This is a genomic window from Lacticaseibacillus absianus (genome assembly GCF_013407595.1).
Classification (GTDB): domain Bacteria; phylum Bacillota; class Bacilli; order Lactobacillales; family Lactobacillaceae; genus Lacticaseibacillus; species Lacticaseibacillus absianus.
This window is the reverse complement of record NZ_JABEKX010000002.1, coordinates 974,220-997,164: the sequence shown is the minus strand read 5'-3', so window position 1 is coordinate 997,164 and position 22,945 is coordinate 974,220. Positions and strand designations below refer to the sequence as shown.

General features: G+C 60.3%; 21 protein-coding genes. 20 read left to right on the top strand and 1 reads right to left on the bottom strand.

Annotated elements, in window-relative coordinates; translation table 11 throughout:
* The first annotated feature begins 22 nt into the window (after positions 1-22).
* The 6 genes from yqeK (at position 23) to gndA (ending at position 4,939) form a co-directional block, all read left to right on the top strand.
* A complete protein-coding gene (yqeK, locus tag HII33_RS10105) occupies positions 23-586 on the top strand; it encodes a bis(5'-nucleosyl)-tetraphosphatase (symmetrical) YqeK (RefSeq protein ID WP_425483992.1) in 564 nt (187 codons plus the stop codon).
* A gap of 19 nt (positions 587-605) precedes the next feature.
* Entirely contained in the window at positions 606-965 is a 360-nt protein-coding gene (rsfS, locus tag HII33_RS10100) for a ribosome silencing factor (protein ID WP_179395668.1), read from the top strand.
* Complete coding sequence (locus tag HII33_RS10095; RefSeq protein ID WP_179395784.1) at positions 962-1,702, top strand: class I SAM-dependent DNA methyltransferase; 741 nt, start codon at positions 962-964, stop codon at positions 1,700-1,702. The genes rsfS and HII33_RS10095 overlap by 4 nt, the downstream gene beginning before the upstream one ends.
* Positions 1,703-1,713: 11 nt before the next feature.
* On the top strand, positions 1,714-2,880 hold the full coding sequence (locus HII33_RS10090) for a nucleotidyltransferase (RefSeq protein ID WP_179395667.1): 1,167 nt from the start codon (positions 1,714-1,716) through the stop codon (positions 2,878-2,880).
* On the top strand, positions 2,873-3,418 hold the full coding sequence (locus HII33_RS10085; protein ID WP_179395666.1) for a YceD family protein: 546 nt from the start codon (positions 2,873-2,875) through the stop codon (positions 3,416-3,418). The genes HII33_RS10090 and HII33_RS10085 overlap by 8 nt, the downstream gene beginning before the upstream one ends.
* A 96-nt stretch (positions 3,419-3,514) precedes the next feature.
* Positions 3,515-4,939: an NADP-dependent phosphogluconate dehydrogenase gene (gene gndA / locus HII33_RS10080; protein ID WP_179395665.1), complete on the top strand. Its 1,425-nt coding sequence runs from the start codon at positions 3,515-3,517 to the stop codon at positions 4,937-4,939.
* A gap of 85 nt (positions 4,940-5,024) precedes the next feature.
* On the opposite strand, the gene HII33_RS10075 is transcribed toward gndA, so the two are convergent.
* The gene (locus HII33_RS10075) at positions 5,025-5,882 is read right to left on the bottom strand and encodes a helix-turn-helix transcriptional regulator (protein ID WP_179395664.1); all 858 of its coding nucleotides are present in this window, start codon (positions 5,880-5,882) and stop codon (positions 5,025-5,027) included.
* Positions 5,883-5,973: 91 nt separating this feature from the next.
* On the opposite strand from HII33_RS10075, the gene HII33_RS10070 reads away from it, so the two are divergent.
* The 14 genes from HII33_RS10070 to HII33_RS10005 form a co-directional block, all read left to right on the top strand.
* A complete protein-coding gene (locus tag HII33_RS10070) occupies positions 5,974-6,975 on the top strand; it encodes an FAD:protein FMN transferase (protein ID WP_179395663.1) in 1,002 nt (333 codons plus the stop codon).
* 78 nt (positions 6,976-7,053) lie between these two features.
* A complete protein-coding gene (locus HII33_RS10065; RefSeq protein ID WP_179395662.1) occupies positions 7,054-7,419 on the top strand; it encodes a pyridoxamine 5'-phosphate oxidase family protein in 366 nt (121 codons plus the stop codon).
* A 166-nt stretch (positions 7,420-7,585) separates the two neighbouring features.
* Positions 7,586-8,818, top strand: coding sequence for an MFS transporter (locus HII33_RS10060; RefSeq protein ID WP_179395661.1), 1,233 nt, complete (start codon positions 7,586-7,588; stop codon positions 8,816-8,818).
* Positions 8,819-9,126: 308 nt separating this feature from the next.
* Complete coding sequence (locus tag HII33_RS10055; protein ID WP_179395660.1) at positions 9,127-9,492, top strand: hypothetical protein; 366 nt, start codon at positions 9,127-9,129, stop codon at positions 9,490-9,492.
* Between the two features lie 55 nt (positions 9,493-9,547).
* A complete protein-coding gene (locus HII33_RS10050; protein ID WP_179395659.1) occupies positions 9,548-9,787 on the top strand; it encodes a YdeI/OmpD-associated family protein in 240 nt (79 codons plus the stop codon).
* Between the two features lie 307 nt (positions 9,788-10,094).
* On the top strand, positions 10,095-10,781 hold the full coding sequence (locus HII33_RS10045) for a response regulator transcription factor (RefSeq protein WP_125703038.1): 687 nt from the start codon (positions 10,095-10,097) through the stop codon (positions 10,779-10,781).
* On the top strand, positions 10,781-12,349 hold the full coding sequence (locus tag HII33_RS10040) for a HAMP domain-containing sensor histidine kinase (protein ID WP_179395658.1): 1,569 nt from the start codon (positions 10,781-10,783) through the stop codon (positions 12,347-12,349). The genes HII33_RS10045 and HII33_RS10040 overlap by 1 nt, the downstream gene beginning before the upstream one ends.
* A 19-nt stretch (positions 12,350-12,368) precedes the next feature.
* Positions 12,369-12,800, top strand: coding sequence for a MarR family winged helix-turn-helix transcriptional regulator (locus tag HII33_RS10035; RefSeq protein ID WP_179395657.1), 432 nt, complete (start codon positions 12,369-12,371; stop codon positions 12,798-12,800).
* Between the two features lie 284 nt (positions 12,801-13,084).
* Entirely contained in the window at positions 13,085-13,852 is a 768-nt protein-coding gene (gene sufC / locus HII33_RS10030) for a Fe-S cluster assembly ATPase SufC (protein WP_179395656.1), read from the top strand.
* Positions 13,845-14,861: a SufD family Fe-S cluster assembly protein gene (locus HII33_RS10025; protein ID WP_179395655.1), complete on the top strand. Its 1,017-nt coding sequence runs from the start codon at positions 13,845-13,847 to the stop codon at positions 14,859-14,861. The genes sufC and HII33_RS10025 overlap by 8 nt, the downstream gene beginning before the upstream one ends.
* Complete coding sequence (locus tag HII33_RS10020; protein ID WP_179395654.1) at positions 14,854-16,050, top strand: aminotransferase class V-fold PLP-dependent enzyme; 1,197 nt, start codon at positions 14,854-14,856, stop codon at positions 16,048-16,050. The genes HII33_RS10025 and HII33_RS10020 overlap by 8 nt, the downstream gene beginning before the upstream one ends.
* On the top strand, positions 16,037-16,480 hold the full coding sequence (gene sufU, locus HII33_RS10015; protein WP_179395653.1) for a Fe-S cluster assembly sulfur transfer protein SufU: 444 nt from the start codon (positions 16,037-16,039) through the stop codon (positions 16,478-16,480). The genes HII33_RS10020 and sufU overlap by 14 nt, the downstream gene beginning before the upstream one ends.
* A complete protein-coding gene (gene sufB / locus HII33_RS10010; protein ID WP_179395652.1) occupies positions 16,473-17,909 on the top strand; it encodes a Fe-S cluster assembly protein SufB in 1,437 nt (478 codons plus the stop codon). The genes sufU and sufB overlap by 8 nt, the downstream gene beginning before the upstream one ends.
* Before the next feature lie 316 nt (positions 17,910-18,225).
* Positions 18,226-22,945, top strand: a 4,720-nt coding sequence (locus HII33_RS10005; protein WP_179395651.1) for a MucBP domain-containing protein, incomplete at its 3' end; no start/stop codon positions are given.

The window sequence follows — 22,945 nt, the reverse complement described above, 5'->3', positions numbered from 1 at the left end:
CCCGGCGGCGCTGACGCACGGCATGAGCCGCGCCGAGCTGCTGAACCACTTGCACAACCGGCTAGATGACGCTCGTTACGCCCACTGCCTGCGCGTCGAGGAGACGGCGCGGCAATTGGCGACGCGGTTTGGTGCCGACGTTGATCGCGCTGGGCTGGCCGGACTGCTGCACGACTACGCCAAACAGATCCCCAATGCGACGTACCGCGAGACCATCGTGCGCAACGGGTTCGATCAGGACCTGCTCGCATACAACCGCGGGATCTGGCACGGGCTGGTCGGCACGTGGTTCATCCAGCAAGAAGTCGGCATCACCGATAAGCTCGTCTTGCAGGCGATCGAACGTCACACGACGGGTGACCCGGACATGAGCGTGCTGGATCAGATCATTTTTGTCGCCGACTTCATCGAGCCGGCGCGCGACCTGCCGATCGAAGCGAAGGCTCGCGACGCCGCAGCCACCGACCTTGACGAGGCGACGCGCATCGAACTGGAGAACACGCTGGTCTACCTGATCGAGAAGCGCTGGGTCGTTTACCCGAAGACACTGCTGACATATAACGCGTTCGTGACCACGCGCGCGTGACCTCAAAGGAGAGAATTTTTTGGACGCACAAACCTTACTAGAACTGGCGGTCCGGACCGCCGATGATAAGCGCGCTGACGACATCGTGGCGCTGGATATGCGCGACGTGAGCCTTCTGGCGGATTACTTTGTGATCATGAACGGTGGCTCGGACCGCCAAGTGCAGGCCCTGGTCGATGCGATCGAAGACAAGGTCGAAGAAGCTGGCGGCCCGACGCCGCGCATCGAAGGCAAAAAAGGCAGCCGCTGGATGCTGATGGATTTTGGCGACGTGGTCGTCCACATCTTCGTGCCGGAAGAGCGCGCGTTTTATAACCTGGAGAAGCTCTGGGCCCAGGCACCGCTGGTCGACGTCTCCGCATGGTTGACAGAGGCATGATCTACTCGACCTTCGCGCAGGTGTACGACACCCTGATGGACGACAGCCTGTACGCCGACTGGCGCGACTATGTGCTGGCGCGCGTGACGCCCGCCCACCAGCCGGTGCTGGAGCTGGCCGGTGGCTCGGGCAGCCTGGCGCTGCTTCTCGATGATGCCGGGTTTGCCGTGACGGACTTCGATCTGTCCGGGGATATGCTGGCGCTGGCGGAGCAGAAGATCGACGCTGCCCACCGCGACATCCCGCTGATCCTCGGGGACATGCGGGATCTGAGCGAGATGCCGACGTATGACGTTGTGACCTGCTTCGATGATTCGATCTGCTACATGCAGGACCTGACCGCCGTGCAGACGGTGTTCACGCAGGTCGCCAGTGTTCTGCCGCCGGGCGGTGACTTCATGTTCGACGCCCATTCGCTGCACCAGATGGACGATGTTTTTCCCGGCTACATGTACAACTACCAGACGGAAGACTACGCGTTTCTTTGGAGCAGCTACGAAGGCGATGTGGCGCACAGTGTCGAGCACGACTTGACCTTCTTCGTCTACGACGCCAAGCTCGATGCGTACCACCCGCTGATCGAAACACACCACGAGCGGACGTATCCGGTCGCCGATTTTAAGCGGGCCCTGGTCGCCGCCGGGTTCCAGGACATTGAGGTGACCGCAGACTTCGGGCGCGGACCGGTGACCCCGACGAGCACGCGCTGGTTCTTCCACGCCAAAAAGTCAGAGTAGGAGGTGGCGCCTTGCGCGCAGTCGGGATGATCGCGGAGTTCAATCCGCTGCATAACGGGCATGCTTACGCACTCGCGCAAGCACGTCAGCGCGCCAACGCCGATGTCGTCGTGGTCGTGATGGCCGGCAACTTCGTCCAACGCGGCGAGCCGGCCTTGGTGACCAAGTGGGTCCGTGCGCGCGCGGCGCTAGCAGCCGGCGCCGACTTGGTCGTCGAGCTGCCGGTGACCGACGCGGTGCAGGCGGCCGGCCCGTTCGCCACTGGCGGCGTTGCGCTGTTGACGGCGCTGGGGGTCGACGCGCTGGCCTTTGGCACTGAAGCGCCAGCGCTTGATTACCTGGCGCTGGCCAAGACGCTGGCACACACGGCGCCCGATCGCGCGGCGTTCACCGACTTCACCCAGACCTATGCCACCCAGCTGAACCAGTACTACCAACAGGCCGCCGGTGTCAGCTTCACGCAGCCGAACCTGTTGCTGGGGATGAGCTACGCGCAGGCAGTGCTGGCGCAAGGCAGTCCGATGACGCTCGTGCCGTTCGCACGGGTGGGGGCGCCCCATGACGCCCCGGCCGCCTCGGCGCACGCCCCGGCCAGCGCCAGTGCGATCCGTGCGGCACTGGCCCGCGGCGAAGCCGTTGGTGACCAGGTCCCGCCGGTGATGGCTACCGGGCTCAAGGCGGCGCGACACCAGTCGTGGGCCGATCTCTACCCGCTGCTGCGCTACCGGCTGCAGACCGCGGACCTCGCGGCGCTACGCACGATCTACACGATGACGGAGGGGCTGGAGTACCGGCTGACCCAGCAGGTGGACCAGGCGGCGGATTGGCCAGCCTTCATGGCGGCGATCAAATCCAAGCGTTACACCTACGCGCGGATGCGGCGGCTGGCGCTGTACACAGTGCTGAATCTGACCGATGCGGCGATGGCCGCGGCCCATGCGCACCGTTACTTGCAGGTGCTGGGCTTCACCGCCGCCGGTCGCGCTTATCTGCACGAAGTCAAGCAACACGTCGGCTTACCGCTGGTCACGAAGGTCAGCCTGCCGATGCTGGCGCCGGGCGGGCTGCTGTACTGGCAGCATCGCGCTGACCGGTTGATTACGACGTTGACACACGTTGAACAGAATTTTGGGCAGCGGCCACTGATGCCGGATGCCACGGAGGATACACATGCTTAAGTGGAGCACACAAGATTTGATCAAACACCGCAGTGAGCCGCTGCACTTTCAGGAGACGCTGGCCCTCAAGGCCGACCTGATGGCGCGCGACCCAGAGATCCTAGACGTCAGTCCGATCACGGTCACCGGCACCATCCGCTTTGTTGATGGCGATTTTGTCGCCAGCGTGACGTTGGGCGGGCAGCTCGTGGTCCCGTCGACGCGCAGCCTCCAGCCGGTCGACTGGCCGGTCAATTTCACCTTCAGCGAGATCTACGTCAGTCCGACGACGGATAAGGCCAAGTACGAAGACGGGCAGCTGCTGATCGATATCGAAGACGACGTCATCGACTTGGGTCCAGCAGTCGCCGACCACATCCTGCTCAGCATCCCGATGCAGATCCTGACGCCGGCGGAAGCCGCCGACGGCACGATGCCAGCCGGAAAGGACTGGACGGTGATCAGTGAGGACGATTATTCGGCCAGCCAGAGCGAGGCCGGCAATCCCGAGTTCGCCAAGCTCAAGGCACTGTTCCCGGATGAGCCGGATGACCAGTAAACTTTTAAAACACTTTCGAATTTGCTAATATTAGCAACGAGCGGGTGCACGCACCCGAACAAGAGTCGATGCAAGCGCATCACGGGAGGGAAACACATGGACAAACCACAAATCGGCGTCATCGGCATGGCCGTCATGGGCAAGAACCTGGCGCTGAATATCGAAAGCCGCGGCTACACCGTCGCGATCTATAACCGCACCGGGAGCAAGACGGAAGCGGTGATGCAGGATCACAGCGAAAAGAAGCTCGTGCCGAGCTATGCGCTCGAGGACTTTGTCGCAAGCCTAGAGAAGCCCCGGCGCATCATCTTGATGGTCAAGGCTGGTGCCGGGACGGATGCCGTCATCGCACAGCTACTGCCGCTTTTGGACAAAGGGGACGTGCTGATCGACGGGGGCAACACCTTCTTTGAAGACACCATGCGCCGCAACGCTGAGCTGGACAAGTCCGGTATCAACTTCATCGGCATGGGGGTCTCCGGTGGCGAGCTCGGCGCGCTGCAGGGCCCATCACTGATGCCAGGGGGTCAAAAAGACGCGTACGATCTGGTCGCACCGATCCTCAACCAGATCGCGGCCAAGGCCGACGAAGACGGGGCGCCTTGTGTCACCTACATCGGCCCTAACGGTGCAGGTCACTATGTCAAGATGGTCCACAACGGGATCGAATACGGCGACATGGAGCTGATCGCGGAATCCTACAACGTGATGCGTAACATGCTCAACATGTCTGTCGCCGAGATCGCGGCTGTCTTCAAGGACTGGAGTGAAGGCGAGCTGTCGTCTTACCTGATCGACATCACCGCTGAGATCCTGACCCGCAAAGACGACCTGGGCAGTGATAAGCCGATCGTCGACATGATCCTCGACGCCGCGGGCAACAAGGGCACCGGGAAGTGGAGCTCACAGTCCGCCCTGGAGTTGGGTGTGCCGCAAAGCGTGATCACCGAGTCTGTCTACGCGCGCTACATCTCTGCGATGAAAGACGAGCGGGTGGCGGCCAGCAAGGTGCTGCCGAAGCCGGTCGGCAACGTGCAGTTCGCCGACAAGGCCGAAGCGATCGAGCTGATCCGCAAGGCGCTCTACTTCTCCAAGCTGATGAGCTACGCCCAAGGCTTCGAGCAGATGCGCGTGGCCTCTGACCACTACGACTGGCACTTGCAGTACGGAGAGCTCGCCAAGATCTGGCGGGCGGGCTGCATCATTCGCGCGCGGTTCCTGCAGAACATCACCGATGCCTACACCAAGGACCCGGCACTGAAGAACCTGCTCTTGGATGATTACTTCAAAGACATCGCGAAGAATTATCAAGAAAGCGTTCGCGACCTCGTCGGCTTTGCCGTCAAGGCCGGGGTGCCAGTTCCTGGCTTCTCCGCGGCGATCAGCTACTACGATTCCTACCGCTCGGCGGTGCTGCCGGCTAACCTGACGCAGGCGCAACGCGACTACTTCGGGGCGCACACGTACAGCCGGACCGACCGCGAGGGGATCTACCACTATTCTTGGTACACCGAACAATAAGCGGTGACGCGTCTTGCAACAGCACCTTGGGTGGCGCCGGTAACGGTGGGCGCCCGGGTGCTGTTTTGTCTAGGTGACCCATGCGTCACGGCGCGCTTGGGCGCAAGTGGTGCCGGTACGCAGAGGGGGTCTGGCCGGTGAAGACTTTGAAGTGATGGCCGAAGTTGGCCGGGTTCTTGTAGCCCAGCGCGTCTGCGATGTCGTTGACGCTTTGCGGCGTCAGCTCAAGCAGTTTCTTGGCCTGATTCATCCGGATGAAGCGGACCTCTTCGGAGAAGGGTTTATGGAATAGCTGGTGGCACAGCCGTGAGAAATAGTTCGGCTCGTAGCCAAAATGCGCCGCGGTCCCTTGCAGGGTGACGGTCGCGATGTTGGTCATGATGTAATTCAGGATGATGCCCGCCTGCCGGGCCTTCGGCGTGCGCCGCAGGTCGGTCTCGGGAAAGTCGGACTCGATGATCATCATCGCGTTCATATCCGAGCGGGACAGCTCCGTCAACAGCAGGTGCGCGAGCATTCCTTGCTCGTAGCTGAGTAAGGCGTCTTGCGGCTGTGCCTGGGCCAGGCGGGCGAGCTGGTCGCAGTAGCCGTTGGTGATCGCGTGGTCGATCCGCCGAAACACGATGTGGGCATCGTCCATTGTGGTCAGCATTGAGCTGATCAGCTCATTGGGCCCGAACCCAGCGTCCGAGGCGATCGGCAGCTGAAACAGGCGCGCGTCGAGCGCAGCCGCGGGGGTGAGCGGCGCGAGCGACACGGGCCCCGTGGCCCGGATCAGGGCGATATCGCCGATTTTGAGCGTGACCGGCCGACCGGGCAAGCGCATCGTGCTGTCCGCGCGGTTCTGCAGGATCGCAAACGGGACGCGCGCAGCCGTCCCGGCCGCCTGCATCGGCATCAGGTCTAATGTGACCGACTGGTTCCCAGTATAAGTGTGTAACATGGCAGATCCCTCCCCCTTCAGGATAGCGGAGCGGGTAGGGGCCTGCAACCGTCAATCATCGCCGCACCGCGGTGAGAAGGAGAGATGTCCGATGGTTCAACAAGGATCCACTGACAGACGCACGCCGCCGGTCGAGGGCGTTGCCTGGCCGGGCGCAACGGTCACGGCGCCGCGGCGCCAAACGCTGCGCGCGCTCGGGACCCGGATCGCCCTGACCGTGTTCGGCGAACAGGATGATGCGGCACTGGACGCCGCGGCCGCTTTGATCCAGCGTGAGGAGGACCGGCTGACTGTCAACCGCCCCGACTCCGAGGTGATGGCGGTCAACCGCGCCGCTGGCCAAGCGGGGGTGGCGGTGTCGAGTGCGACCTATGCGCTGATCCAGACGGCGGTGGCGGCGAGCCGGGCGAATTACGGCTTCAACGCCCTGATCGGCCCGCTGGTCAAGCTGTGGAAGATCGGCTTCGCGGGCGCCGCGGTCCCCAGCAACGGTGAGATCGCGGCGCGGTTAGCGTTGAGCGACCCGACAGCGGTGCAACTAGACGACGTGACGCACACCGTCGCGCTGGCCCACCCCGGGATGGAACTGGACTTGGGCGGGATCGCCAAGGGCTTCATCGCCGATCAGATCCGCACGCTGTGGGGCGCATACGGCGTGGCGGCAGGCATCATCGACCTCGGAGGCAATCTGCTGTTCGTGGGCGCGTCGCCCCGGCGTGCCGATGGCCGCTGGGTGATCGGCGTGCAGGACCCTGGGCGGGCGCGCCACGAGGACCTCGGCACCACTGTGTTGCCGGCATGTTCGGCGGTCACCAGCGGGATCTACGAGCGGTACTTGGTCCAAGACGGTAAGAAGTATCACCACCTGATGGACCCGCGGACAGGCGCCCCCTTGCAGACCGCGTTGGCGGGCGTCACCGTGTTTACCCGCGATTCGATCCAAGGCGAGCTGGAGGCTAAGCGCCTGTTTTTCGCGGGGGCGCCGTTGCCCGGCTGGTTGGATGATTCGACGCACCTGGGCGCCGTTTTCGCCTTCGAAGACGGGCACACCGAGGTGATCGGGGCACCGCTCCAAGCCGTGGCCCGAGGATAGATCCGAGGGGAATATCCGCTAGGCACGACTGGCCAGTCTGTGGTAAAGTCAGATCAATCAAGGATAGGAGGGCGCACTATGAATGAAAAATTTCTAGAAGTCCTGCAACACGAGGGCCCTGTCACGATCGTCACCGTCAACGCGCATCCCGCCAGTGTCGTGAGCACGTGGATGTCCTACGTGACCGTTCAAGACGGCAAGCTGTTGATCCCGGCGGCCGGGATGCACAGCATTGAAGGGGACCTGCCGACAGATGATCAGCTGGTCGTGACTTTCGGCAGCAAAGCGGTGATCGGCACGGTGGGTCCTGGCGCCGGGTTTTACGTCTACGGCACCGGGGCGTTCATCGATCAAGGCCCGGACTTCGACGCCAAGCAGGCCGAGTTCCCGTGGGTCACCCGGGTGCTGGTCGTAACGATCGACAAGATCGAACAGAAGATCTGAGGGGCCTGACGCGCAAGTTCGATCGGGCCAACAAAGCGGAAGTGGGACCGGATGACCGGTGGCCCGCTTCTTTTTTGTCCTTGCATTCCACCGGTGACAGTGGCAAGCTTAGACAGAACAAAATAATGGGCGACAGAGAGCGCTCGTTTTGGGAGGACAACTGAATATGGAACACACATTGCGCACCACCGCACTCAGCCGCGAGCAGCGGCTCGTCATGGCGTCAACGGCATCCGGGTTTTCGCTGGAGAATATGGACATCATGTTCTTATCCTTCGCGTTGACACCGATCATCACCGAACTGCACATCTCCAGTGGGGCAGCGGGGCTGATCGGGTCGATCACCAACGTTGGGATGCTTGTCGGCGGGGCGCTTTTTGGTTTGCTCGGCGACCGGTACGGGCGGGTGAAGACCTTCTCACACACGATCTTGATCTTCGCGATCGCCACGGCGCTGATGGCGTTTGCCAACAACTTGTACTTGATCTACGCCCTGCGCTTCCTCGCCGGCATCGGGGCAGGTGGGGAGTACGGCGTCGGGATCGCCTTGATCGCTGAGAGCTTCGATCACCACCAGATCGGGCGGATGACTTCGGTCGCGGCGATCGGTGGGCAGGTCGGCGCGATCATCGCCGCGCTGGCCGCCTGGTGGATCCTGCCACTGTGGGGCTGGCACGCCCTGTTCTTGCTTGGGGTGCTGCCCGTTGCGCTGACATTCTTCGTGCGCCGGCACCTCAAGGAGTCAGAGGCATTCCTCACTGCCCGGGCGGCTGCACAAGCCAAGCATGAGCGGGTCGGGTTCGGTGAACTGTTCAAGACCAAGGCGCTGGCCGGCCAGACGCTGGGGCTGATGGTGATGACGATCGTGCAGATCGCCGGTTACTTCGGGCTGATGAACTGGCTACCGGTGATCGTCCAGAAGCAACAGGGCCTGTCAGTCTCGGGCTCCGCCCTGTGGATGATCGCGACGATCTTTGGCATGTGCCTCGGGATGGTCGTGTTCGGGAACATCCTGGATGCGATCGGGCCCCGGTGGGCGTTTGGCACGTTTTTGACGGCGAGCGCCTTGATCGTCTATGCGATCACGCTGGCGCATTCGAGCGCTGTGTTGGTCGTGATCGGTGCGGTGGTCGGATTCTGCAGTAATGGGATGTTCGGCGGTTACGGCGCGGTCATCAGCCAGCTGTACCCAGCGCGGATCCGCAGCACGGCCAACAACGTGATCATGAACGTCGGCCGCGCGATCGGTGGCTTCTCGTCGGTGGTGATCGGGTTGTTGATGGATCACTACACGCTGACGGTGACGATGGGCTTCTTGTCCGCCCTCTACCTGGTCTCATTGGTCACGATGCTTAGCCTGCCCGGGCTGCGCGAGCTCAGTGCGAGGGCCCGTGCGTGAGCGCGTCTTGGCGAGCGCCTGAGCCATGAGCCAAAAATAAGGTTGGGCGCACCACTAGTCCAGACGAGCTAAGATTAGTTCCGGTAAGAACTGGCGATTTTTCCAGTGCTTACCGGATTTTTCATTTTGCGCGCGAGACTAAAGGACGAGACAAACTGCGGCGCCCATGCTGCCGTCCGACTATGCCGAAGGCCGCAGCGAGGCATTCTAGCGCTGGGCGAACCCGCATTTTGGCTCAGCTTTTTTGGGCCACCCGGCGGGGTTCAGCTGACAGTTGGCGTAATCTCTTAGTATAAGGAGGGGTCAAGATGACGACATCAATCGACACCACGTTTGAACAGCTCTGGGTGAACTTTGCCCAGCAGCCTTACTACCGGGAGCTGGCCAGTGCCGGGGCGGCCGCGCCGCTGGCGGTGACGGGGACGCTCTTGGGCCAGCTGATGATCCCGATCACCTGGCTGCCGATGCGGGCCTGGACGACCCCGATGGTGCAGCGTGGCCTGGCTAGCCTGAAACTGGCACTGGCCGGGCAGGACCGGGCGACGGCATTGATCGTCTTGGATACCGTCGCCGAGCTGATCGTGTACGCCGTTGACCTCGGCGTGCTGGCGGTCGACGCCAGTGTGCTCGTGCTCCAACTCGACGACTACTGGGTCGACTTCGCCGCCAGATAAGGACTAGACGGGACCGCTGCGCTCGGGCACAATAGAGGGGTAAGGAGGCGGTCCAATGACCAAGACTTTGGCCGACTACGAGGCGGACATCCCCGCGGTCGCCGACCTATTAGCCGATGAGCCTGCGATGCAGGCATTCTTTGTGGCGCTGACCCCGGGCTACCAGCGCGAGTGGGCGCGCTTCATCTTCGGCGCCAAGGCGCTTGCGACGAAGCAGCGCCACATCGATCAGATGAAGGCCGTGTTTGCGGCGGGCTATAAATCTAAGCGCGCATACGATTCACGGCCGCAATAAGCACTAAGGACGCGTCGAGGGGGCTCGGCGCTTTTTTATGGCCATTTTGGCCTAGTCCATTTTTGATAATAATAATTATACATATTCACAAACATATTTGGACTAGACCGGTTAGCGTGCCGTGACGAGTCAAATTTTTTTCCAAAAAAGTATCCCTTAGATATTCATGTGATAGCCAAAGCGTGACTCCTGTGGTACACTGGGCTAGCAAGGGCCCACATGAGAAAACCGTTGCAAGCAATCGCACGATAATGAGAGCTGACGCCACCAATTCTTGCCGCCCAAATCAACCCTAAGGAGTCGAACAATGAGTCGAATTTTAATTATTGAAGATGAGAAAAACCTCGCCCGCTTCGTCGAGCTGGAATTGAAGCATGAAGGCTACGAGACAGCCGTCCACTTCAACGGACGGACCGGGCTGGAGGCCGCCCTCGCAGAAGACTGGGACGCGATCCTGCTGGACTTGATGCTGCCAGAGCTCAACGGGCTGGAGGTCTGCCGGCGTGTGCGCCAGGTCAAGAACACGCCGATCATCATGATGACGGCGCGTGACTCGGTGATCGATCGGGTCAGTGGGCTGGACCACGGCGCTGATGACTACATCGTCAAGCCGTTTGCGATCGAGGAACTGCTCGCGCGCCTGCGCGCCTTGTTGCGCCGGATCAGCATCGAAGGCGAGCACAATGCCGCCAAGCAGACGACGATCACGTACCGCGACCTGACGATCGAAAAAGAGAATCGGGTCGTGCGGCGCGGTGATGACATCATTGAGCTGACCAAGCGCGAATACGAGCTGCTCTTGACCTTGATGGAGAACATCAACGTCGTCCTGGCGCGTGACGTGCTTCTCTCCAAGGTCTGGGGCTATAACTCAGATGTCGAGACCAACGTCGTGGACGTGTATGTGCGCTATATCCGTAACAAGATCGACCGCCAAGGCGAGCCGAGCTATATTCAGACCGTGCGGGGAACCGGTTACGTGATGCGCTCCTGATGCCAGACGTTGCGCAAACGACGCCGGCCACCAAGCGCAGGTGGCCACTTGGGTTCAAGTGGACAGCCATCGTGGCGGTCGGGATCTTTGTCACATTTGCGGTGCTCTCATTGGTCTTGGTCACGGTGATGCGCCAGATCTTGATCACCCAAGAAAAAAACAGCGTCAACGACACGGTCAGTGCGATCGAGCAACGATTATCCCCGGTCGCTGCCGATAACCTGACCATCGCGACCGTCGTGCCACGCATCGAAGGGACCACGAACGATTACGGGCCCGACGATTCGTTCACAGAAGTGCCAAGCGACAGTATCTTCTCCGATTCGGTGATCCAAAAGATCTCGCGGGAAGATATCAGCTTGGCGATCTACGACAAGGACGGCCAGCAACTGTTCTCCTCTAGGCACAACGATCAGCCGCTGGTGCGCACGACCACGACCCAGATCGAGATGATCGAGTCCCATGACTTCAACGGGACGATCGGGCGCGCACCGATCGTGTCAACGGTCAACGGTAAGCTGATCGGGTACGTGCAGGTCACCGATCAGATGTCCGACTTTTTTGCGACCATGCGGCAAGTCTACGAACTGATCGCTGCCCTTTGCGTCGTTGCCCTGCTGATCTCGATGCTGATCGGCTTCTTCCTGGCGCGACGGTTCCTCAAGCCAATCCGGCTGATCACGAAGACCATCGATGTGGTCAACGAGGAACCGCAGAGCAGCATCCGGATCCCGACGCTACGCCGCAATGACGAGCTCGGTGACCTGGTGACTGAATTCAACCAGATGCTGGACCGGATCCAGCGGTTCATCGACCAGCAAGGTGAGTTCGTCCAAGACGTCAGCCACGAATTGCGGACCCCGGTGGCGATCCTCGAAGGCCACCTGCAACTGCTCAACCGCTGGGGCAAAGATGACCCAGAGGTATTGGAAGAGTCGCTGGCGGCCAGCCTGCAAGAGGTGACGCGCATGAAGAGCCTGATCCAGGAGATGCTGGATCTGACGCGCGCCGATCAAGTCGATGTTCAGTTCCCGAACGCGGTCTGCGATATCAACCAGACCATCAATCAGGTGGTCAATGATTTTCGCATGATCCACCCCGAATTCGTCTTCACCTTGGACAACGACCTCAAGGGGGAGACCTGGGTGCGCATGTACCGCAACCACGTCGAGCAGGTGCTGATCATCCTGCTGGACAATGCGTTCAAGTATTCGACGGACCGCAAGGAGATCCATGTCTCGGCGGCCGAGAACAGCGACGGGGTCTCGCTGGCGGTCCAGGACTTCGGCGAAGGGATCAGCCCCAAGGACCGCGACCGCGTCTTCAACCGGTTCTATCGGGTCGATAAGGCTCGCAGCCGGGAAAAAGGCGGCAACGGCCTCGGGCTGTCGATCGCCCAGCAGCTGGTCGAAAGCTACCATGGCCAGATCTCTGTCGATTCAGCGCTGGGCCACGGCTCAGTCTTTCGCGTCGACTTGCCGGTGATCACGGCGGCTGCTGCGGATAAGCTGCGTGCGACAGAAGACGCCAAGCCCAAGCCGATTGCGGCGATCAAGAGCGAACTATAAGGAGAAAGAAGGGTGTGCGATGACTGATCAGAACCTGTTAGACGATTACATCGATGTGTACATGACCGGCTTCAAGTACGTGGGTGACCTGGTGTCCGCCCCGATGAAGCAGTATAACCTGTCTTTTGAGCAATTTTTGATCATGCGCGACCTGTTGGCGGGCCACACCCTGTCGATCTCAGACGTCGCCAAGAACCGGCACGTCACGCGGGCAGCGATCTCGCGGCAGATCAAGACGTTGCTGGATAACCACTACATCGTGCAAGACCGCGATGCGAACGACCGGCGGCGGTTGTACTTGCGGCTCACCGCGCGCGGTGAGGAAGTCACCACGGCGCTGAACGCAGCGATCCACGAGCGCTTCTACCGCTGGGTCGAGGTGATCGGCGAACAGGACGGCCGCGAGCTGTTGCGGATCATGCGCCGAGTCTCCAATGAGATCATCCACTGAGTGTCGTCACTAGCGGCGCCTAGGTGTCGCTGGGAGAGCCGAGAACACTGATGTGTGTCTCGGCTTTTTGGTGTCTGCACGTCCGGCTGGCCCGCTCACTGGCGGGGTGGGACGGCCACGGGACGGCGTGAAATCGTTATCGCCAACTGTGCCATCGGTGGGGGATGAGCGCCGGTGTTCAGCGAGATGACTGTATCTGGAAGCGGTTTGTTTTGCCCGGTCAGATGCCGTACAATGGAAACGAAAGTGGCCGTTGAACGGGCCAAGATCGTGGAGGCGAAACGATGAGTACATTAGAGATCAAAGATCTACACGTCAAGATCAAGGACGAACCGGCGCATGCAGAGATCCTGCGCGGCGTCGACCTGACGGTGCGCACAGGCGAGGTCCATGCCTTGATGGGGCCTAACGGGAACGGGAAGTCGACGTTAGCGGAGACCATCATGGGGAATCCCCGTTACGTCGTGACCCAAGGCGATATCCTGATCGACGGGCAGAGCCTGCTGGAGATGGCCGTCGATGCGCGGGCGCGCGCCGGGTTGTTCCTGGGCATGCAGTATCCGGCTGAGATCGCCGGGGTGACTAACGCCGAGTTCATTCGCGCGGCGATCAACGCGCGGCGTCCGGACGACGACCAGATCCCGATCATGCAGTTCTTGGCCCAACTGGATCAGACGATGGCCACGCTGGAGATGCCGGACAACATGGCGGACCGCTACTTGAACCAGGGGTTTTCGGGCGGGGAGAAAAAGCGCAACGAGATCCTGCAGCTGATGATGATCCACCCGAAGTTTGCCTTGCTAGACGAGATCGACTCGGGGCTTGACATTGATGCGCTGCGGATCGTGGCCAAGGGCGTCAACCTACAGCGGGGCCCCGAATTCGGCAGCCTGATCATCACCCACTACCAGCGCCTGCTCGATTACATTGTGCCGGATTATGTCCACGTGATGAAAGACGGTCAGATCATCGAGACCGGCGGGGCGGAGCTGGCGAAGGACTTGGAGAAGACGGGGTATAGTCACCTCAAGGCAGGTGAGTCGAATGCCTGAGCAACGCTTACCGAGCACGCCGAAGATCCCGCTGGCGCGCTACTTGAAGCAGGCCAAGGACACCCAGCCCGTTTCGATGGTCCAGGTGACGGCCCCGGATGCGGTGACCGTTCGGCCAGGGACCGCGGCGGCGTTTGCAAGTGACGATCAGCTGGATACCTGGCTGCGCCAAGACGCGCAGCAGATGACGATCGTTGAGATCCCCGCCGGCTTCACGACCTCAGCGCCGCTGGTCTTGACCGGGCCGGCCGACGGGGGCGGGGTCCTGCTGATCCGCGTCGGCGAAGGGGCGCATGTCGTCTTGCAGGAAGAGTGGCGCAGTCGCGGCACGCTGCTGGGGATCGGGGTGCAGGTGCAACTGGCCCCGCATGCCGTGGTCAGCTGGTTGACCTACGATGCGCTGCGTGCGACCACCGCGGTGATCAAGCGGACGGCTGACTTGGCCGCGGGCAGCCAGCTCAACTGGACGGTGGCTGGGTTTTCCCAGAACTCGGGGGCTAGCTTAGTGACGGTCAACCTGAATGGTGAAGGGGCCCAAGCGACGGCTAACGTCGGTGTCCTCGCCAGCGGCAAGCAGCACATCGGCTACACGACGGCGATGACGAACTATGGCCGCAAGACGCGGGGCCACATCAACCAACGCGGCGTGATCACCGGGAGTGCCCACCTGATCTTCAACGGGATCGGGCACATCGTGCAAGGCGCTCGTGGCAGCGATAATCAACAGGAGAACCGCGTGCTGATGCTGGCGGAACGCGCACGCGGCGACGCGAACCCGATCCTGTTGATCGACGAGAATGACGTCACTGCGGGGCACGCCGCGTCGGTCACGCGCGTAGACAAAGCCCAGCTCTACTATCTGATGAGCCGGGGGCTGTCTTATGCGTTGGCCTCGCGGTTGGTGATCCGAGGCTTCCTGGAGGCCGGGCTTGCAGAGATCACTGATCCGACGCTCAAGCAGGAGCTATTTGAGACGATCGATGAAACCTTGGTGAATGAGAATGCGTGAACAATTTCCGTTTTTCGCCCAACACCCGGACTTAGTGTACCTGGACACAGCGGCGACGAGCCAAAAGCCGCAGGTCGTGCTTGACGCCTTGCGGGATTACTACCTGAATGACAACGCCAACGTTCACCGGGGGCTGTATCAGCTGGCCTTTGAGACGACCGAGCGTTACGAGGCGATCCGGGCCCAGGTCGCGGCCTTCGTGAACGCGGCGCAAGCAGAGGAGATCGTCTTCACTCGGGGAACGACCGATAGTCTGAACCTGGTCGCAGGCAGCTTCGGCCCCCAAGTCCTGCAGGCAGGAGATGAGGTGCTGGTCAGTGCCAGCGAGCACCACAGCAACTTCATCCCATGGCAGCAGCTGGCCGAGCGCGTCGGTGCCCGCTTCGTCGTGGCACCGGTGCAGGCGGATGGGAACACGGACCCGGCGGCCTTGGCCCAACTGATCACGCCGCGGACGCGCCTGTTGGCCATCGCCCAGGTCACGAATGTGGCCGGCGGGTTGGTCCCAGTGCGGGCGCTTGCTGACCGCCTGCACGCCCAGGGGGGGATCGTGGTCGTCGATGGGGCCCAGAGCGTGGCGCACATGCCCGTTGATGTGCAAGCCATGGGGGCCGACTTCTTCGCGTTTTCGGGCCACAAGGTGTACGGCCCCACCGGGATCGGCGTCTTGTACGGGCGTCGCGCGCTCCTGGCCGCGATGCCACCGGCCCAGTTCGGTGGCGAGATGATCGATGAGGTGACGGACGCGCACTCGACTTGGGCGCCGGTCCCACTGAAGTTCGAGGCCGGGACGCCAGACATCGCCGGGGTCTTCGGCCTGAGCGCGGCGCTGACGTTCCTACAGGCGCAAGACTGGTCCACAGTCCGGGCGCGCGAGGATCAGCTGATCCGCCGACTGCGCCAGGGGCTGGCGGCGATCGACGGGCTCACGCTGTACGGCACGGCCGATAGCTTCGGCATCGTCAGTTTCAACCTGACCGGGGTCCATCCACACGACCTGGCGACCTTCTTGGATGAGCAGCACATCGCCGTGCGGGCTGGGCACCACTGCGCCCAGCCGCTGATGGCGCGCCTTGGCGTTCCGGCGACGGTGCGCGCCAGCCTGGGGCTCTATAACGACGCCAGCGATATCGACCGGTTGATCGGCGGCGTTGCCGCAGCAAGGGGGTATTTTCTTGGCACTGACTAAACTCGACCAACTTTACCGCCAGGTGATCCTTGATGAGGCGACGCATCCGCGCCACCACGGCAAGCTGTCGCAGCCGACCCATACGATCACAGTGCGCAACCCAAGTTGCGGCGACGTGTTGACGCTGGATCTGCAAGTGGTCGATGGGGTGATCCAGGCCGCGGCGTTTGCAGGCAGTGGCTGCACGATCTCCCAGGCGTCGGGGAGCCTGATGACCGATCAGATCATCGGGCAGACACCGGCTACGGTCAGTCGGATGGTCGAGACGTTCTCGACGCTGGTGATCGATGGGCAGGCGGCTGATGAGGCGCTCCTGGGCGACGCGGCGATCCTGCGGGGCGTTCACCAGTTCCCGGCGCGGATCAAGTGCGCGACGTTAGCCTGGAAGGCCGCAGCGCAGGCGTTAACGGAAGGGGCACAACATGACTGAGACCAAAAACACTAAGAACAACGAGACCGTCGCAGCTGCGGTCGACTTTCTGCCGGACACCAACCCGGCGGACTTCAAAGATGATATCCGTCCCGTATTCTCCACCGGCCGGGGGTTGACCGAGGCGACTGTGCGGACGATCTCGGCCGAAAAAGGCGAGCCAGAGTGGATGCTCGACTACCGCCTGCGGGCCTTTGAGACCTACCAGAAGTTGCCAATGCCGCCGTTTGGACCTGACCTCTCCGATCTGGACCTCGAGAACATGCTGTACTTCCAAAAGGCGACGAATCGGACCTACCAGGACTGGGATGACGTGCCCGAAGAGATCAAGGCAACGTTCGATCGCCTCGGCGTGCCTCAGGCAGAGCGCAAATACCTCGCCGGGGCGAGCGCGCAATATGAATCCGAGGTGGTCTATCACAACATGAAAGACGAGTTCGACAAGCTCGGAATCATCTTCATGGACATGGATTCGGCGCTCAAAGCCTATCCGGACCTTGTGCGTCAGTACTTCGGGACGCTGGTCCACCCGAGCGATAACAAGTTCGCAGCCCTGAACTCGGCCGTCTGGTCCGGCGGCAGCTTCATCTACGTGCCGGCTGGCGTGCAGACCGATGTGCCGATCCAGTCCTACTTCCGGATCAACGCGGAGAACACAGGCCAGTTCGAGCGGACGCTGATCATCGTCGCGCCGGGCGCCCATGTGAACTACGTCGAAGGCTGTACCGCGCCGAATTACTCCAGTGATTCCCTGCACGCGGCGGTGGTCGAGGTGTTCGTGCAAGACGACGCGTACTGCCGCTACACGACGATCCAGAACTGGTCCAAAAACGTGTTTAGTCTGGAGACCAAGCGCGCGCAGGCGCTGCAGAATGCGACGATGGAATGGGTCGACGGCAACCTCGGCTCCAAGACGACGATGAAGTACCCGAGTGTTTACCTCGATGGGGCCGGCGCCCACGGGACGATGCTGAGCATCGCGGTGGCCGGTGAAGGCGTTGATCAGGACAACGGGGCGCGGATGATTCACAACGCACCGAACACCTCCAGCTCGATCGTCTCGAAGTCGATCGCCAAAGACGGGGGCCGTGTCGATTACCGCGGGACCGTGCGCTTCACCAAGAAGGCGGAGAACGCGTTTTGCCACGTGGAATGCGACACGATCCTGATGGATGAGCGAAGCAAGTCCGATACGATCCCTTACAATGAGATCCATAACCCAACCGTGGCGATGGAGCACGAGGCGAAGGTCTCCAAAGTCTCCGAGGAGCAGCTCTACTACCTGCAGAGCCGGGGGATCCCCGAGGCACAGGCGACCGAGATGATCATCATGGGCTTCGTCGAACCGTTCACTAAGGAGTTGCCGATGGAGTACGCGGTCGAGCTCAACCGCCTGATCGGCATGGAGATGGAAGGCAGCGTCGGCTGACCACCAGAAGGCACCACCCAACGAGAGCCAAAGGCCGTCAGTCCCGGACTGACGGCCTTTTGACGTCTATTCTGGGAAGGGTACCACTGAACTAACAAAAACCGCAAAGAATTTTTACGAAAGTTGATTTGAACATGGCGTTACTGATTTGACGGGCTTTTCAGCGTATCATTCCATAAGCATCAGAATAAATGGTTGCCCGACGTAACTACTCTCGATAGACTGGTTGTATAAAGAGTGTAAAAAACCTAAAGTTTTTTGGGAAATGTGTGGGCCTGGCCATAGTTGAGTGGGGTTGCTATGACAGGAGGACACTATGAGAAGTCAGCGATTACGGGGCACTAATCCGGTCGCCAAGAATTACCGGATGTATAAGGCCGGAAAATTTTGGCGATTCGCGTTCAGTATGTTTGCAGGCACGGTCATCGGTGGGAGCATGATGGTCGGGTCTAGTTTGATGATCGATTCCGGGCTGCAGATCGTGCAGGCCGCGACCAAGGACTTTACAGCAGGAACAGATCTAGATGGCATCAATTTCCAGGGTGATCACTTGGGTGAGAAAGTCAAATCCCTAGTGACCGTCACCGGGGAGGTCGATGCTAACGGTCGGCTATTAACCAATCAGCCGATCAAAGTCGTGGTTCAGGGACTTGATCCAAAGGCCAATAACGAATTGGTCCAGTTACTCAATAACGATACGGGTGCCAAGACGGACGATGTGCGGGTCAACTTTGGGAACACCGATCTCTCGGAGTGGACACTTTATTCGTCTGCCTTTGATCCGAGCAAGGCCGCGTTCACCTATACGATCCCAGCCGAGCAAGTCGAGGCGCTTTTTGGTGAGACCGGTGGGACCATGGCGGTCTATGTCCATCCGCTGATGGGCCAGCCCTTGGTGATCGAAGCGGCGGTCGTGGCGAACGATGACGGGGTCGTCACGGTCGGTGATTCTCCGGACAGCCCGAGCACAACAGGCGATACTGGGGACACCGGCGATACGGGCGATACCGGGGATACCGGGGACGTGCCGGCGACTGCTGGGTTGACCGTTCACTATAAGTATCTTGATGAAAACGGTCAGGAGATCCCGAACAGTGCCCAGTCGAAACTGCTCGCGGATAGCGAAAAAGTTGACTTCAATCCGCTGGATCCACCGGCAGGGTACACGTTCGACGTCGCGAAGACCAAAGTCGAGCTGCCTGACGTTATCGCGGATGCGGTTGCAGGCGATATTGCCGAGGCTAGCGATTTTGCGGCCCTGAACGCCCTGCTGAGCAAAATGGGACTGGCGAACGCAGAGGCGTACGAGGACGCCGGCCTCGACGCGCTCAATATTACGTATCAAGGCCAAAAGACCGCCGCAGCACCGGTTACGGTCAACTTTGTGTCGGCGACCGATCCGAAGACCACGGTCAAAGCAGCGGTGACGCTGAACGGCACGATCGGAGACGCGGTCGATTTTAGCACGCTCGATAAGGTCGTCAGTGGGTGGACGCTCAAGGATGATGGGGCCACCAAGGCACTGACCTTCGGCGAAACGGCGCAGACCGTGACGCTCACTTACACCCAAAATGAGTATCAGGCGATCGCTAAGCTTGTCGACGAGGCGGGTAGCCCGGTCAAGAATACGAACGGACTGTCCGAGATCGACCTTGGCACGCATTCGGCGAAAACGGCGATCGTGACCTCGGGGCTGAACCTGACGGTGCCGGGCTACGAACTCGTGGATAATCCATTGGCGGTTCACTATGTGTACACTGATCAGCCCGACCAGGTGATCGAAGTCGTCTACAAGAAGATCCCGACTGGTACGGTCGAGGTGCAGTTGATCGACCAGGCGACAGGCGCGCTGGTCGAATCCGGCAGTAAGAAGAACACCTACGCCTATACCGGCGCGATCGGCGACACGGTCGATTTTGCGAGCCTCGGGATCGACACGGACATCACGGGGTACACGCTGGTGCACGACGGCACGACAACGCCGTACACGATCGCCGCGGACAATCAGCCGATCGTGATCTCGTATAAGAAAAAAGCCGGCGTGATGGTCGAACTCGTCGACGAATCCGACACCGTGATCGATCTGCCCGGCGAGACCACGACTTATCAGATCGAAGCCGCGGTCGGGGACGTGATCGATTTCAGCGAGAGGGATATCGATAAGGACCTGCCAGGCTACACGCTCGTTAGCGACCCGACGACCAGGGCCTACACGGTGACCGGCGGAGACAACGTGGTCAAGATCCAGTACGAGAAGATCCCGTCTGTGACGGTGATCGTCAAGCTGGTGGACCAGTCCGGTAATTCACTGACCAACGCGAGCGGCGAGCAGAGCTACAGCCTCGTGGGCCAAGTCGGCACACAAGCTGATTTTGACCAAGCCAAGATCGACAAGGTCGTGTCGGGGTATAAGCTCGTGAGCGATCCGACGACTCAGGCGTACACTTTCACGACCAATGGGGCCGTGCTGGAGATCACGTACGCGCAGCAGCAGACGGTGACGGTCAAGCTGATCGATGATCAAGGGCAAGCGGTCCACAACACAGACGGCGTGGACCATGTTGACTTGACCGGTTTTCCGGCTGATCAGCTGACCTTTTCGGATCTGAACAAGACGGTCACGGGCTACACTATTTCGGCGGATGACACGGCCACGCCATACACGGTGACGACCGCAGATGATCAGACCCTGACGATCACCTACCACAAAGATGGACCGCGCGTCTACACCCCGGATGATCCCGGCGTGCTGGACGACGGTGATCCATCGGATACGTTGCCTAAGTACCTGATCGCGACCGTTGAGCAACACATCATTTATACCGGTGATGTGGCGGGGCTGCCGGCTGAGCGCAAGGAAGGCGCGATCACGATCTATCGCACGGCAACCGTCGATGAGACCGGCAAGACAGTGTACACCCCGTGGACCACAGATCCTTCTGGCGTCGGCGGTAATGCAGATACGGTCTTGCTGCCCGCAGAACCGGCGAATGCCCAGACGATCCCTGTGATCGATGGGGCGACTGGGGCATTCGTCACCGGCACCAATGACGCGATCGCCGACGCCGATCTGCAAGGTGTTGGCAAAAAAACGGGCAACATCGATGGGACGAAAGGCGGTATGATCGGCGGCAAAGGGTACACCCAGTTCGTCGTGACCCGGACCGTTAACTACACCCAGACTGAGGTGACCCCGGATCTTGAGACGCACGATGCGCCGCCAGCCACGACGGACCCGTATTATGACGGGACACACAAGTTCCTGAATGTGACCATCAATGGGGTCAAGGACGGTGAGACCTTCTTGATCAAGACGGTGCCGGTCGAATTCACCCGCACCTATACCGTTGATGCGAACGATCCAGACGGGACCGTAGTGGAATACGGCGACTGGACGCTCAACAGCGCTTTTGTGGCCACGACGCCGACTATTTTTGATGGTTACACGGCGACCCCAGCGACGGTCACCGATGTGGCGAAGCTGGACGACGGCCGGACGATCGCGGCGGCAACCAATGCCTTTGGGCTCGTTGAAGCGGATCAGGACGAAGCAGTCACGACGATCGTCAACTATACCAAAGACGTTGTTGAACCTAATCTAGTCGAGCACCCGGCGCCCAAAGACACCGATGATGCGCACTATGACGAGACGCACAAGACCCTCGATGTGACGATCTATACGGTTCGTGACGGGCAAAAAGTTGAATTTAAGACGCAGCAAGTGGAATTGTCGCGGACCTATACGACAGATGAGAACGATCCGTCGCAGTCGGTCGTTGCGCATGGGGATTGGACGGTTGATGAGCCGTGGCAGACGGTTGCAATTCCGGTCGTTGACGGGTACACAGCCTCGTTGACGAGCGTCACGAGTAGCACACTGGACGATGATGGCGTTGCGATCAATCAAGTCGTGACGTTGCTTCAAGCCCAAGCGAGTGACGACGACGATCAGATCACAGTGACGGTCAACTATACCAAGGTTGCTGCTCAGACAGGCGCCGGGACTGTTCACTATGTCTATCGAGACGTCAATGGGGTCGAGTTGATTCCACCAGTCGCGGTTAGTGGCGAGTTTGGGTATGACTACAGCCGAGACTATGAGATCCCCGAAACGATCAGTGGTGAAGGTCTGGACCTAGACGATGCGAACGGGACACTTGATGTCTCCACGCTCTACTACTATGCGACGGCGGATATGAACGGTGGTCAGATCAATAATCTGCCGGATGATAGTACGGCCGATGCCGCGTTTGCCACAGCTGGCCAGGATATCTGGGTCATGTACGTTGCTAAACCCAAGGACGCGATGACCCCGACCTTTGAACCAATCACTGACCCTGATACGGGAGAGGTCACTGGCTACAACATCCTCATGGGTGGTCAGATCGTTGGGACAATCTATAACGGCGAAGATGGCAAGACCCCAACGGTCACCCCGATCGTTGATGCGGCGGGCAAGATCAAAGGGTACAAAGTTGAGTTGAATGGCAAGCTTTATACGATTTCCAATGGTGAAAAAGGTGATAAGGGCGATTCAATCAAGGTGACTGGCCAGTCTACTGATGGTGACGGGAATACGATCATCAACTTCAGCGATGGGTCACACATTACCTTACCGAAGCCAGAGGCCAACACGGACATCAGCGTGATGCCAAAAGTCGTTGATGGGCAAACAGTCGGGTACGTCTTGACCATTGATGGTCAAGATTACGAGATCATCAATGGGCAGGATGGTGTTGGAATCGCAAGCCAGACAACTGAGGACAATGGTGACATTGTGATCACCCTGACTGATGGCTCAAGTTTTACGATCCCACATGGCATCAAAGGCGATAAGGGTGATGCGGGTGCCGACGGTAAGTCCGCACTGGACATCTGGATCGCCAATGGCGGCAAAGACCTGACTGGCGACGGTACGGTTGACGCCGACGATATGATCGAAGCCCTGAAGGGTGCCGATGGAAAATCGGCGCTGGATATCTGGATTGCCAACGGTGGCACCGATCTGAACAATGACGGTACGATCGACGGTAAGG